Consider the following 14574-nt stretch of genomic DNA (forward strand, 5'->3'; position numbering starts at 1 on the left):
ATTAACGCGCACTCCCCAAAATTGGGCAGGCTGTATTGCATTTCTCACTCTTCGAAATAGGGGCGCATTTTAAATTGTCTGGAGGAAACACAGAGTTCGTAGTAAAGCACGACGGATTTCGTTAAACTTTCATCAACCTGCATCTATGCACATTGCATCTGTGTACATTGCGTATATGTACACTGCAGCATCAATCGCTGTGTATGCATTAATGACTAAGGATGAAAAATGAAACCATTTTTAATTGCGCCCTCTATTCTTTCCGCAGATTTTGCCCGACTTGGTGCGGACGTTGAGAAAGTGATCAGCGCAGGCGCGGATATCGTTCATTTTGATGTGATGGACAATCACTATGTCCCAAACCTTACTTTTGGGCCTATGATTTGCGACGCATTAAGAAACTACGGTATTACCGCACCCATTGATGTGCATTTAATGGTGAAGCCTGTAGACGATCTAATAGAAAAGTTTGCCAATGCGGGTGCATCCTATATCAGCTTCCACCCTGAGGCTTCTGAGCATATCGATAGGTCTTTGCAGCTCATTATCGATTCGGGATGTAAGCCAGGATTGGTCTTTAATCCAGCGACACCGCTACATTACTTAGATCATGTGATGGATAAACTTCACCACATTCTTATAATGTCGGTGAACCCAGGCTTTGGCGGACAGGCCTTTATCCCATCGACACTGGATAAAGTACGCTCAGTTAAGCAGCGCGTTGCAGAAAGTGGCTACGATATAAGAATAGAAATTGACGGTGGCGTAAAAGTAGATAACATTCGCGACATCGCAGAAGCGGGCGCAGACATGTTCGTAGCTGGCTCCGCCATTTTCTCTCAAGACGATTACACAAAAGTCATCAGCGAAATGCGACAAGAGCTTGCATCGCTGTCTAAAGCATAATTTATTAAACACAATTACAGGTAAAAATAATGAGTAATAAACCCGTTGTATTAAGTGGCTGTCAGCCTTCTGGACAACTCACCCTAGGTAACTATATGGGTGCGCTTAAGCAATGGGTTTCCATGCAAGCAGATTACGACTGTCTTTATATGATTGTCGACTTGCATGCGATTACGGTGCGCCAAGATCCCAAGCAGTTATTTGAAGCCTGCTTAGATGGCCTAGCGCTCTACCTTGCTTGTGGTATCGACCCGCAAAAAAGCACTATCTTTATGCAGTCTCACGTACCTGAGCATGCGCAGCTATCTTGGGTGCTAAACTGTTACGCTCAAATGGGCGAACTCAACCGAATGACTCAGTTTAAAGATAAGTCTGCCAAAAACGAAAACAATATCAACGTAGGTTTATATAGCTATCCGGTATTGCAGGCCGCAGATATATTGGCCTATCAAGCAGACAAAGTGCCCGTTGGTGAAGATCAGAAACAACATCTAGAGCTAACTCGCGATATCGCGACTCGGGTGAATAATCTTTACGGCGATGTATTTAAATTACCTGACCCATATATTCCAGACTTTGGGGCTCGAATCATGAGCTTACAAGAGCCTGAAAAGAAAATGTCTAAGTCGGATACAAACCCGAATAACTTTCTTGGTTTGCTTGAAGAGCCTAAAAAGCTGACGAAGAAAATAAAGCGCGCCGTTACCGACTCAGACGAGCAGGCCAATATCTATTTTGACCCTAAGGAGAAGCCGGGCGTATCTAACTTACTGACCTTGCTATCTTTATCAACGGGCAAATCGATAAAAGAACTGGAGCCTGAGTACACTGACAAGATGTATGGACACCTTAAAGGCGATGTTGCTGAAGCAGTTGTGTCACTGATTACACCGATTCAAGAAGAGTACGCAAAAATTCGTGCCGACAGAGCTTTCCTTAACGAGGTAATGCAAAGTGGTGCCAATAAGGCCTCAGAACGAGCAAGTGTGACATTGAAGAAAGTGTATGATGCGGTGGGTTTCATTCCTAAACCATAGGGTCGCTTTTACCGTAAAGTAACCCACTCACGTGTTGATCATGATAATTGTGTAGCATAGCACTTGTTGAACATAGTACTTGTTGAGCATAGTACTTACTGATCATGCTACGTGTTTCATACTCGTTTTTATAAAATACATAGCTTTAATATCACACAGAGGTATAGCACTACCGTGTTATTGTTGATTGATAACTTTGATTCGTTTACGCACAACTTAGCTCGCTATTTTTTAGAGTTAGGCGTAAACGTAAAAGTAGTGCGAAATAACGCCATCACGCTGGATGAGATTGCTCATCTAGCGCCCTCTCAGCTCGTTATATCACCAGGCCCCTGCACACCGAATGAAGCGGGGATTAGTTTACAGGCAATAAAGCGATTTGCCGGTACTATTCCTATTTTGGGTGTGTGCTTGGGACATCAGGCTATAGGTCAAGTTTTTGGGGCTAGTGTGGTTGGTGCACAAGAAATAAAGCACGGAAAAGTATCAGAACTACAGCATAGTGATACCGGCCTACTAAACGGACTTCCAAGGGCGTTCAACGTTACTCGTTACCACTCTCTGGTATTAAAACCCGAAAGTCTGCCTATATGCCTCAATGCTGATGCGTGGTGCACCACCAATGTTGGTCAAAAAGAAATTATGGCTATCTCTCATCAAAGTATGCCTATTTGGGGAGTTCAATATCACCCTGAATCGCTGTTGACCGAATATGGTCACGATGTGCTAGCGAAGTTTATATCCCTGTCTAAATAGCCCACAGACTGCTGAGAAAATGTTCAGCAAAGATAAGCACACCCTAATCAAGCCATAGCTTAAGTAATTGTATCTCTTGCCGATACGTCCTTAATTCGGACTGAAAAAGTCCATTTTTTATAGTGTTTAAATACATTGCTTACCTAAAATGCAAAGTTGATGTGCTTAGCCGAGTCTTGAGCTAGAGGCCTGTTTAGCTAGAGTTTTGACTAACTAGAGTTCTGACTAGCTAGAGTTCTGACTAGCTAGCGTTCTGACTAGCTAGAGTTCTGACTAGCTAGGGTTTTGACTAGCTAGAGGCCTTGTCGACTCTACGCTTAGGAAGCAGGCTATTAAGCGACTTTTTGGTGAAAGAGCGGTATAGCGATAATCGAAAGTGGGAAACTGCCATAAAATGTACGACAATACAGCAACGTACGAAACTATTAAGCATCGGAGTCGACTGCACGTGCCCACAGCCCCTAAAGAACACACAGAACAACCCACTGTTAACGACTGTTTTGAGAATTTTATTGTCTCAACAGAACGTGTGTTCGAGATCTTGGGAAAATCGCCAACGGGCAAAGTTACCTTTGAGCAATCAGAGCAAGGCGATGCTCGCAGGCAGCTGCTGCACGTAGAAAAAGTGGCCATTGAGAATAAGCGGCTACAAAGAACCTCCGAAGCTTCTTATATCGAATCAATCAGCTATCAACTCCACGATATTATCGTTGAAGAAATGTCGGAGTATCTCAAAGATACGCCAGGGGTGATAAGCAACCTGCTAAAACTGCCGTCCAATATTGGTATGCTTCTTGATTCACTAACGGTAAGAGCCTGTTCTGTCTCAAAACTTGAACCTATTGTTGCCACTATGCCGTGGCTTGTCGACGACCTTACGCGCATTGTTAATACAGCTCGCTTTAGAAGAAAAGATTCTCGAGGTCGCATCATCATTGTTGAGACACTGCGAACGGCGCTTAGCTTTTTAGGCATTGAAAACTTAAGACTGCTTATCCCGTCACTCATTGTAAAACGCGCCACGCCACAAATTACCGATCCCTACCCGCTGATCAAACAAAAGCTGTCTAGTTATTCAACGGGTGTAGCGATAACAGCGCAGCACATCGCTATCGCACAGGGAATAAACAAGAGCGATGCCTATATGCTTGGCATGTTAGGTAACTTAGGCAGATGCGCTGTTATTCGCCTTTATTTTAGAATGTTCGACAAAGTACAGCTGCATCTCTTGCAAGAGTGTCAGAAAGACAAAGAGCACAAGCGCCACGATGCATTAGTTAAAATAGTGCCATCAGCCAATCATCTCATTGCGCTACAGCACACTTTTGCCGATGCGTTAACCGCAGATGTGTTAGACGAACTGGCATTGAAACGACTGTTTATCACGCCTGCTATGCGGGCAGTTGCGGGTTCATCACACGCACAACCCTCAGTGTTAAGCGATACATTGTCACAAGCGCGATTATACGCTCAAGTTCGAGCGCTGCATCAAACCAAACTCACCGACGCCAAAACAGCAAAAAGCACATTGTCAGCATTAAAATACCCTCAGGGAATATTAGCAAAGTTGAAAAATATCGATATTTTCACACTTCCTCTCGTAAAAAGTGATGCTGAAGATTAATTTTTAGTGGATATTCATGCAGCCCGCCAGCGCAAGAGATAATCGTTTAAGCAAAAACTAGTCACTCATTTTAAGTCGCAGCGCCCCCGTTGCTGCATGCCTCAGCCTAAAATCCACTACTGAAAATCTCTATTACCAAATGATATTGCTTAGCAGTTAATAGTTATTCACTTTTCTTGCAAATTAAGCCACAGTCCTTGTAAACAAAGGGCTAGAGCACCCCTAAGACAAGACAAATGTTAAAAAAAATGGCATACTGCGCTCCAGTATAGTTTTATTTTTTGCGCTTTTTCACGCCAGATTTGGTGTAAGGCGCTCAATGCAGAGGTAGTGATAATGAAGGTAACTCGCGCGACGTTTGACGATGTAATGGTTCCTAACTATAACCCGGCTCATATGGTACCGGTTCGCGGCGAAGGCTCGCGCGTCTGGGATCAAGAAGGTGCTGAGTACGTCGACTTTGCAGGCGGCATTGCAGTAAATGTATTAGGTCACTGCCACCCTGAGCTTGTTAAAGCATTAAATGAGCAAGGCTCAAAGCTTTGGCATTTAAGTAATGTTTTTACTAACGAGCCATCACTACGCTTGGCGAAAAAACTGGCTGACGCTACGTTCGCTGACAAAGTCTATTTCGCAAATTCTGGAGCAGAAGCAAACGAAGCGGCACTTAAGCTTGCGCGCCGTTGGGCTCTTGATAAGCACGGCGAAGATAAGAATCAAATTATTGCGTTTAATAAAGGTTTCCACGGCCGTACATTCTTTACGGTAACAGTGGGCGGACAAGCAGCATACTCTGATGGTTTTGGACCTAAGCCAGGCGCCGTTGAGCATTGCGACTTCAACGACCTTGCTGCTTTTGAGGCAATGATTTCTGATAAAACCTGTGCAGTTATGATGGAGCCGTTACAAGGTGAAGGCGGTATCATTACGCCAGACATTGAGTTTGTTAAAGGCGTACGCGAGTTGTGTGACAAGCACAATGCACTACTCATTCTAGATGAAGTGCAATCTGGTGTTGGTCGTACAGGTCACCTTTATGCTTACATGGGTTTAGGCGTAACGCCTGACATTTTAACTACCGCAAAATCGTTGGGCGGCGGATTCCCAATTGGTGCGATGTTAACTACCACAGATATTGCTGCTCACCTTAAGCCAGGTACTCACGGCAGTACATATGGTGGTAACCCACTGGCCTGCGCCGTGGCAGAAAAAGCTTTGGATATTGTCAATCAACCTGAAGTACTAGAGGGCGTGCTGAAAAAAGAAGCGCTGTTCCGCAAAATACTTGGCGAAATAAATGATAAATATCACGTGTTCGAAGAAATTCGTGGCCAGGGTATGCTTCTTGGTTGTGCATTGAATGAGAAGTATCAGGGCCGCGCAAAGGACTTTATGACAGCAGCCACTAAAGAGCACTTAATGTGTTTAGTTGCCGGTATGAATGTCATTCGTTTTGCACCGTCACTTGTCATTCCTGACGAAGACATCGTAGAAGGTCTAGCACGTTTCGAGCGCGCGGTTGCCGCTGTTGTAAACGCCTAATAGCCTCTACCAGAGTAGTGAATATGAATATCATTCGCCCTATAAAAAAAGCGGATTACAATGCGCTTAAGGATATCGCTGTCGAATCGGGCATTGGCTTTACGTCTTTGCCCGTTAACGATGAGCTTTTACAGCGTAAAATAGACCGCGCCGACAGTACATTTAACAAGACTAATGTGACTGAGCCAGGCGATGAGTCTTATTTATTCGTGATGGAAGACACTGCAACCGGTGAAGTCGTTGGCACCTCGGGCATTGAAGCCGCGGTAGGTATTGACGATGCCTTTTACCATTATCACTTGAGTAAAGTGGTGCACGCATCTCGTGAGTTAAACATCCACAATACAGTGGACATTCTTACTTTTTGTAACGACTACACTGGCGTTACAGAAATTTGCACGCTGTTTTTACGTGAGCAAGCGAGAGGCGGAATTAACGGTCGCTTCCTATCGAAAGTCCGATTTTTATTCATGATGGAACATCGCGAGCGCTTTTCTGAAACCGTCATTGCAGAAATGCGTGGTGTGAGTGATGAAGAAGGCCGTTCTCCGTTTTGGGAATGGTTGGAAACCCACTTTTTCTCAATGGACTTCCCTACTGCCGACTACCTCACTGGAATTGGCAATAAGGTGTTTATTGCCGAGCTTATGCCGAAATACCCTATTTACGTGAACTTGCTCAGTCAAGCGGCACAGGATGTCATTGGTAAGGTTCACGACAAAACTCGCCCTGCACTGCAACTCTTGGAAGAAGAAGGGTTCTCGTGCAGAGGCTATGTGGATATTTTCGATGCAGGCCCTACGGTAGAAGCGAATCTTAGTCATATTCGAACCGCTCAGTCTAGCCTTAAGCTCCCTGTTGTTATTGACGACATGGCTGCGGCTCAGGGACAAACCCACTACATCATCAACACGTCTATTAGCGAGTTTCGCGCAGTGGCTGCAGAAATGACCGTAAGTGAAGAACAACGTGTTGCGGTGCTGTCTCGTCAAGCTGCTGCGGCCTTAAATGTTAATGAAGGCGACTCGGTGCGCTTTGCGCCCGTTACGTTTCGCGACTAATAAAGGACACCCCTATGCTACACACACATTACATAAACGGTGAATGGATTGCCGGAGAAGGTCACGACCTTACCTCAATAGATCCAGCTAAAAATGAGGTTATTTGGGAAGGGAAATCTGCGACTGCATCACAGATAGATACTGCGATTAAATCAGCCAGAGCAGCCCTTGTTGAATGGAGCTTAAAAACCGTAGAGCAACGCCTAGACATCATCAAAGCCTACGGCAGCAAGCTAGAAGAAGCGAAAGAACACCTCGCTAAAGTAATGGCGAAAGAAACGGGCAAGCCAGAGTGGGAAACGGCCACTGAGGTTGGCGCCATGATGGGTAAAATTGGCATTTCTGAAAAAGCATTCTTTGAGCGTACCGGTGATGTGGAAAACCCTATGCCAGTGGGTAAGGCATTTATACGTCATAAGCCTCACGGTGTCGTGGCTGTATTCGGGCCTTACAACTTCCCAGGCCACCTGCCAAATGGTCACATTGTGCCTGCACTCATTGCGGGAAATACCGTCGTGTTTAAGCCAAGCGACCTCACGCCTATGGTAGCGCAAGAAATGGTGAAACTGTGGGATGCTGCTGGCTTACCTAAAGGCGTGCTAAACCTTGTACAAGGTGAAGTCGAAACGGGCAAAGCACTTGCCGCTCATCACGATATTGACGGGTTGTTTTTTACCGGTAGTTCACGCACGGGTCGAGTGCTGCACGAACAGTTTGCAGGTCATCCTGGCAAAATTCTTGCCCTTGAAATGGGTGGCAACAACCCCCTCATCGTTAAAGATGTCAGTGACATAGATGCCGCGACTCATGACATCGTGCAATCGGCTTTCATTACATCTGGACAACGCTGTACCTGTGCACGTCGCTTATTTTTGCCGGCAAACGCGCAAGGTGACGCAATCCTCGAGCGCTTAATTGCCATGACTAAGAATATCAAAGTGGGCGATTATGATGCAGAAGACCAACCCTTTATGGGCGCGATGATTTCAAGCAAGGCGGCAGCTTCTATGGTCGAAGCGCAAAGCGAGCTTGAAGCATTAGGCGGTAAAGTGCTCGTTAGATTAGAACAACCAGATCCGCAAAAAGGGTTTGCCACGCCAGGTATTATCGACGTAACAGACATGCTTGCCGCATTGCCTGATGAAGAGCATTTCGGTCCGCTACTGAAAGTGATTCGCTACACCGACTTTGACGATGCCATCGCAGAAGCTAACAATACAAGCTTTGGTTTATCGGCCGGTTTACTGGGCGATAGCGAAGAAGACTATCGCTATTTCTTTGCTCGCATTCGTGCAGGTATCGTTAACTGGAATAGACCAATTACAGGCGCAAGCAGCGCTGCACCATTTGGTGGAATTGGCGATAGCGGTAACCACCGTGCCAGTGCGTTTTATGCCGCTGACTATTGCGCCTACCCTGTGGCGTCGGTTGAGCTTGATAAAGTGACGTTACCGGGCAAGTTAAGCCCTGGCTTATCATTATAAAAATGCAAGGACCCTACTGAAATGCATAGTAATATCGATACTTTATTTGCCAACATGTGGGAAGACTACGTAAAGATAACGCCGTCTGCGCACAAGATTCATACACTACTTGCCGGTGAAGAAAACAATAGCAATATTGTTAACGACCACGTTGCGTTTAGAACCTTTGCGTTAGATAAGACACGACTTGATAAATTAGCAGCTCACTTCCTAGCACTGGGCTATGAAGCGAAAGGCGACTACGATTTTGAAGCGAAAAAGCTAACGGCAAAACACTTTGAGCACCCAGACGATACAAAGCCTAAAGTGTTTATTAGCGAACTTCGCGTTGATGAACTATCAGACGATGTTCAAGCAATTATCAAAAAGCTAGTGGCACAAATGCCAAGTGATATTACTGATGCAGACAATTTCCTGTACTCGGGTAAGCACTGGGATGTGAGTAAAGCTGAATACGATACGCTTATCAATGAGTCTGAATACGCCGCTTGGATGGCTGCGTGGGGCTTCAGAGCGAATCACTTTACGGTAAGTGTTAACCATTTAAGTCGCACTAATGAACTAAATGATGTAAACACCCTTCTGAAAGAAGCTGGGTTTGTTCTAAATACATCCGGCGGCGAAATAAAAGGTGGTCCTGAGGTCTTCCTAGCTCAGTCATCGACAATGGCCGACCGCAGCGACGTTTCATTTAGCGAAGAAACTCTGTCTATTCCAAGCTGCTTTTACGAATTTGCTCAGCGCTACGACATGCCAAACGGCGAGCGTTATCAGGGTTTTGTTGCAGCCTCTGCAGACAAGATTTTCGAAAGCACGAACGCCAAGTAACACGGCGAAGCACGGATGGTATTGCATTACCTCGTGCTCACGCCTTGGCTTGCTAAGCCATTGACGTAACAAAATGTGCGCATCAATACAACAAGCCCAGCGTCGCGAGACGCTGGGCTTTTTGTATTGAGCGTAGGTAAGATTATTGACGTTAAAGAGTGTTGTCAGTCTACGATTGCTGACGTTCCAAGATTGCTGGCGAGCGGCGCCTACCCACAGGCGAAAATTATTAGCGCTTAGTCTCAGATGTATGTCGTGCTAAAAACTGATCATACGGCATTGGCTTATCAAAATAGAAACCCTGCATAAGCTGAACGTCGGCCTGTTCCATAAAGGGTAAGTAAGTTTCTAGCTCTATACCTTCTGCGACAACCTCAATTTCTAAGCTTCGAAGCATGGTTATTATGCCGCTGAATAGCGCATATGCTTTACTATCTTGGTGTACTCCACTCACTAAGCTTCTATCCACTTTGACCACCTGAAACTGGAACATACGCAAATAGCTTAGTGATGAGAAACCGCTGCCAAAATCATCAAGGGATAGTCTAAAGCCAAGCTCTCGCAATGCATTTAATGAACGCAGTGCGGTTTTTTCATCGCGTACAAACACCGATTCAGTGAGCTCTAATTCAATGTATTCAGGAGAGACGTCATTCGTACGGCAGATGTCTAAGGCTTTTTCTGGAAATGTTTCATCGAGCATTTGATTCGCACTTATGTTCACCGATAAGGGAATGGCTTCTCCCTGCTGCGATTCCATAATAGAGATATAGTCACAAGCTGCCTCTATTGCATATAAACCGATGGCGCTATCGAGATTGTGCTCCTCAGCAATAGGAATGAAGACGGTAGGCGATACCACACCGTGAAGACCAGAAATCCAGCGGCACAGCACTTCTCCCCCTTTTAAGTTACCGTGAAGATCGTATTTCCCTTGTATGTAAAAATCGAGCAAATGATTTTCTACCGCCTTGCGCAAGTCGTTCACCATACTTACCTGCTGCGTCATACTCTCGTATAAGCCAGGTTCGTAAACAAACACCTGCCCTTTGCCCAACTCTTTCGCCCTATACATTGCGGCATCAGCGCATTGAATGAGACTTTTTATTCCGTCACTGTGCTCTGGATAAGCGGCAATCCCGATACTTGAAGACAATCGCAGCTCAGTACCCTTAGCATAAATCACGTCCTCTTCTATTTGTTCTATTAGTCTCTCGCATTTTTCTTTAACACTGCCAGCCGCATCTTCTTTGAGCACCACTAAAAATTCATCGCCCCCCCATCGTCCAACCTCGCCGATGGGTCCAAACATAGCGGTTAACAGTGCCGCAACTCGCTGAAGTTCTGCATCGCCCTTATCGTGACCTGCTGTATCATTGATGGCTTTAAAGCCGTCTAAATCAAGGAAGACAAGTAAGAACGGCTCACCGCTTGCTACATATGAATCGATAGACTCCCGAAGCCAATTTCTGTTAGACAGACCCGTTAAGTCGTCATGCTGTGCTAACTGTCTTAATCGCGCTTCATTGCGCTTCCTGTCACTAACATCACGTAGCGTAGCGATTAAATAAGAGGAGGTTTGCCGATACGCCTCGAACACGGCAATAGAGATATCGACGACACGTGTTTTACCAGACAGCGAATCTATTTTTGACTCAAAACGCAGCTGCTTGTCTAGCATAAGCTGCTCTTCATCCACACGAGTAGCCGCCAACAGCTCGTTAAAGTTTTCGCCAATGCACTTTTCTTTTACTGGGGCCTCTAACAAACGAATAAAGGCGTCGTTGCATTCGGTGATGACAAGGTCGGGCGTTAGCACCAGCATGGGCTCTCGTGAACTTGCAAACGCAGATGCCATTAAATCAAAGGATTGCTCGGCTTTGCGCTGTTGAGTGATATCTTTTGTAGTGCCAACAATGTTGAGGGCTTCGGTGGCGCTTCCTCTTTCAAGCACGCGGCCTCGTAGCCGTATCCACTGATAATCAGCTTTAAAGCGTAAGCGAAACGACACTTCAATGCGATCTCGGTTACCGTGTATCGCCATAGACCAATGAAACTGAAGGTTTTCGATATCATCTTCGTGCACACGTGCCATTAGCTCTATGACAGTGCCGGACCACGTAGAGCGGTTACCGCTGTAGAGCGAGAAAGAGCGGATAACCATAATGTCAGTATCAGCGCGCCAGTTCCAAAAAGACTCCTGAGACGCCCATAACGCTAGTTCTAAGTCAGCTTGAGACTGCTGACTATCACGGAGCGCATCGTAAAGCTGCTGCGATTTTTTTGTAAGTAAACCTTCAGCTTCTTCGCGCGCATTTCTTTCACGCTTTAGACGGCGTTCAAGTATCAGTATACGCTTATCACTATCCGTATAATTTTCGGACATATACAACCTATGAAACTACGGCAATGCTGAATTCATAAGTATGAGGGGTACTAAGCTGACGCGTTTCGCGCTCCAACTTACAATTAAAATAGTCGGCTGCACCATCCATAAGGCCCTCTGCTAGAGCGAACAAACTGCGTTCAGAGTAGTACTGCAATCGCATTGTCGTGTCCGTTCGCGACAATACCTTAAAACGTGGTAAATCGGCGTCAGGGTAGAGCTTCTTAGCCTGTACATGAATGTCATCGTCAAGATGCCCCAACATATCCAGCATACTGTCAGTATTTGCTAGCACATCACCATGAACAGCGCCTAACTTCCCAAAAAGATAGTAACCAAAGTCGTGCAGCAACTCGTTGGCAGACTTGCCGGTTTTTTCAATCAGCACCGCCAATAGCCGTTCCATTTCTTCATAAGGATAGTAGCCTACAGCCGTGTAAGCCCCCTCGTTTTCTAATTCAGCTTCCATAATCACGTCATCGGCAAACTCAGGTGACACGTTTTCTTCTAACATATCGATCAACGACGTAAAAACTATACCCAGCATATCCGGTTTCCTTCACTGTTGTGACGAAAGTGTAGTTCACACCACACGATAACAACAAAATTTATAATAGATTTTCGATTTGGCTGTCATTTTTTTCAAATACAACCTCTACGTTATCCACTCGCTGCAACCCCCTTGGCAGCTTATTCCCTCTGCGTCCTCGTTCACCTTGATAGTGGGTCAAATCTTCAGCCGATAGGGTCATGTTGCGTTTACCGGCAGCCACTTTAATTGACGCGCCTGCAGGCACAACGGTAAGTACTTTGACGTACTCTTCTCTTGCCTGAGACTTAGCTGATGGGATATTAATGAGCTTATTGCCTTTGCCTTTGCCTAAACTCGGCAAGTCTCGTAGCGGGAACATCAACATACGGCCTTCATTAGAGATACTTAAGCAAAGGTCAGAATCTGGGTTACTCACCGGCATGGGTGTCATGACCTTCGCTGCCTTTGGCAACGACAGGTAAGCTTTACCCGCTTTGTTCTTACTCACCATGTCCTTGAACGTTCCCAAGAAGCCGTAGCCGGCGTCAGAACCCACTAAAAACTTACTTTCATCTGAAGCCATAATAACGTGTTCAAATGACTCGCCACCTACAATGCTAAATCGTCCGGTTAATGGCTCGCCCTGGCTCCTTGCAGAGGGCAGACCGTGGGCATCACAAGAGAAGGTACGTCCAGATGAGTCCATGAAGACCGCAGGTTGATTGCTCTTACCCTCTGCACTACCAAGGTATCCGTCTCCCGCTTTATAACTTAACCCCTCGGCATCGATGTCGTGACCTTTAGCGCAGCGGGCCCAACCTTTTTCGGACAATACTACGGTGACTGATTCGGCAGGTATTAACTCTTTTTCAGACAATGCTTTTGCTTCGCCACGCTCAACGATAGGCGAGCGTCTATCATCGCCGTACTTTTCTGCATCGGCTAAAATTTCTTTTTTAATCAGCGTTTTCAAGCGTCGCTCAGAGCCTAATAAGGCTTGTAACTTATCTCTCTCTGCCGCCAGCTCTTCTTGCTCGCCTTTAATTTTGAATTCTTCAAGCTTGGCAAGATGGCGAAGTTTGAGCTCTAAAATAGCTTCAGCTTGCGTGTCACTTAAACCAAAGCGCGATATCAACTCTGGCTTTGGCTTATCATAGGTGCGAATAATATCGATAACTTCATCAATATTTAAAAAGGCAATAAGTAGGCCTTCTAGAATGTGCAGCCTGGCTAGTACTTTGTCTAATCGATACTGTATCCGACGAGTTACCGTGTCTTTTCGATACTGTAACCATTCAGCCAAAATAGTACGTAAATCTTTTACTTGAGGGCGACCATCTAACCCAATCATATTGAGGTTTACGCGATAGTTCTTTTCTAAGTCGGTGGTGGCGAATAGATGCTGCATAAGCTGCAGTACATCAATGCGATTAGAACGAGGTGTGACCACAAGGCGTGTGGGGTTTTCATGGTCAGACTCATCACGCAAGTCGCTCACCATAGGCAGCTTTTTCGCCTGCATTTGCGACGCAATTTGTTCTAAAATCTTGGCGCCAGACGCCTGGTGAGGCAATGCCGTAATGACGATATCACCATTCTCTTCGTGGTACACCGCACGCATTTTTATTGAGCCGCGCCCTGTTTCATACAGCTTGCGAATATCTGCTTTCGGCGTGATGACTTCTGCGTCGGTGGGATAGTCTGGCCCTTGAACATGCTCGAGCACGTCGTTTAAATCTGCTTTGCTGTTATCGAGCAGCATGGCGCAGGCCGTGGCTAGCTCTCTCACATTATGAGGGGGGATATCTGTCGCCATTCCTACTGCAATACCCGTTACACCGTTAAGGAGTATGTGGGGCAGTCTCGCAGGTAGTGTACTAGGCTCGTTTAAGGTACCGTCAAAATTGGGTACCCAATCAACGGTGCCCTGGCCTATCTCATTTAATAGTACTTCGGCAAAACGAGATAGCTTAGCTTCGGTATAACGCATGGCCGCGAAAGATTTAGGATCATCAGGTGCTCCCCAGTTCCCTTGCCCATCCACCAGCGGATAACGGTAAGAGAACGGCTGCGCCATCAGTACCATGGCTTCATAACAAGCCGAATCACCGTGAGGATGGAATTTACCAAGTACGTCACCTACGGTTCTCGCAGACTTTTTATACTTCGCGTTGGCACTGAGTCCAAGATCGGACATTGCATAAATAATGCGGCGCTGTACTGGCTTTAAACCATCAGAAATATGGGGAAGCGCCCTATCCATGATTACGTACATGGAATAGTTAAGATAAGCATCTTCCGTGAAACGTCTCATCGGGAGCTGTTCCACACCGTCGTTACTAATAATGATCTCGTCACTCATGATAATTTTTTCGTTTTGTTATTAATACCAATGCGCTTGTTTTTGCGAGGTCGCAG

At 45.8% G+C, this 14574-nt stretch carries 11 protein-coding genes; 8 read left to right on the plus strand and 3 right to left on the minus strand.

Going from position 1 to position 14574, the window contains the following annotated elements; all coding sequences use genetic code 11:
• Positions 1 to 228: 228 nt before the first annotated feature.
• The 8 genes from rpe (at position 229) to GTQ48_RS12680 (ending at position 9238) form a co-directional block, all read left to right on the plus strand.
• Entirely contained in the window at positions 229 to 906 is a 678-nt protein-coding gene (gene rpe / locus GTQ48_RS12645) for a ribulose-phosphate 3-epimerase (protein ID WP_163107006.1), read from the plus strand.
• 29 nt (positions 907 to 935) lie between these two features.
• Positions 936 to 1943 (plus strand): tryptophan--tRNA ligase, encoded by a 1008-nt coding sequence (trpS, locus tag GTQ48_RS12650; protein ID WP_032095181.1) that lies wholly within the window; start codon positions 936 to 938, stop codon positions 1941 to 1943.
• A gap of 174 nt (positions 1944 to 2117) precedes the next feature.
• Positions 2118 to 2699, plus strand: a complete 582-nt coding sequence (locus tag GTQ48_RS12655; RefSeq protein ID WP_163107007.1) for an anthranilate synthase component II — start codon at positions 2118 to 2120, stop codon at positions 2697 to 2699.
• Positions 2700 to 3147: 448 nt separating this feature from the next.
• A complete protein-coding gene (locus tag GTQ48_RS12660) occupies positions 3148 to 4323 on the plus strand; it encodes an HDOD domain-containing protein (RefSeq protein ID WP_287010467.1) in 1176 nt (391 codons plus the stop codon).
• 336 nt (positions 4324 to 4659) lie between these two features.
• Positions 4660 to 5865 (plus strand): aspartate aminotransferase family protein, encoded by a 1206-nt coding sequence (locus GTQ48_RS12665; protein ID WP_163107009.1) that lies wholly within the window; start codon positions 4660 to 4662, stop codon positions 5863 to 5865.
• Between the two features lie 23 nt (positions 5866 to 5888).
• The gene (gene astA, locus GTQ48_RS12670; protein ID WP_163107010.1) at positions 5889 to 6926 is read left to right on the plus strand and encodes an arginine N-succinyltransferase; all 1038 of its coding nucleotides are present in this window, start codon (positions 5889 to 5891) and stop codon (positions 6924 to 6926) included.
• A 14-nt stretch (positions 6927 to 6940) separates the two neighbouring features.
• Complete coding sequence (gene astD / locus GTQ48_RS12675; RefSeq protein WP_163107011.1) at positions 6941 to 8410, plus strand: succinylglutamate-semialdehyde dehydrogenase; 1470 nt, start codon at positions 6941 to 6943, stop codon at positions 8408 to 8410.
• A 21-nt stretch (positions 8411 to 8431) separates the two neighbouring features.
• Positions 8432 to 9238, plus strand: coding sequence for a DUF1338 domain-containing protein (locus GTQ48_RS12680; protein ID WP_163107012.1), 807 nt, complete (start codon positions 8432 to 8434; stop codon positions 9236 to 9238).
• A 229-nt stretch (positions 9239 to 9467) separates the two neighbouring features.
• Here GTQ48_RS12680 and GTQ48_RS12685 read toward each other — a convergent pair whose 3' ends face one another.
• The 3 genes from GTQ48_RS12685 to parC all read right to left on the minus strand — a co-directional run bounded on the left by GTQ48_RS12685 (position 9468) and on the right by parC (position 14518).
• Entirely contained in the window at positions 9468 to 11624 is a 2157-nt protein-coding gene (locus GTQ48_RS12685; protein ID WP_163107013.1) for a putative bifunctional diguanylate cyclase/phosphodiesterase, read from the minus strand.
• 7 nt (positions 11625 to 11631) lie between these two features.
• Entirely contained in the window at positions 11632 to 12171 is a 540-nt protein-coding gene (locus GTQ48_RS12690) for a heme NO-binding domain-containing protein (protein WP_163107014.1), read from the minus strand.
• Positions 12172 to 12232: 61 nt separating this feature from the next.
• Complete coding sequence (gene parC, locus GTQ48_RS12695; RefSeq protein ID WP_163107015.1) at positions 12233 to 14518, minus strand: DNA topoisomerase IV subunit A; 2286 nt, start codon at positions 14516 to 14518, stop codon at positions 12233 to 12235.
• Positions 14519 to 14574: the final 56 nt, after the last annotated feature.

This window comes from Alteromonas genovensis, assembly GCF_010500895.1.
In the GTDB taxonomy this organism is placed as follows: Bacteria; Pseudomonadota; Gammaproteobacteria; order Enterobacterales; family Alteromonadaceae; genus Alteromonas; species Alteromonas genovensis.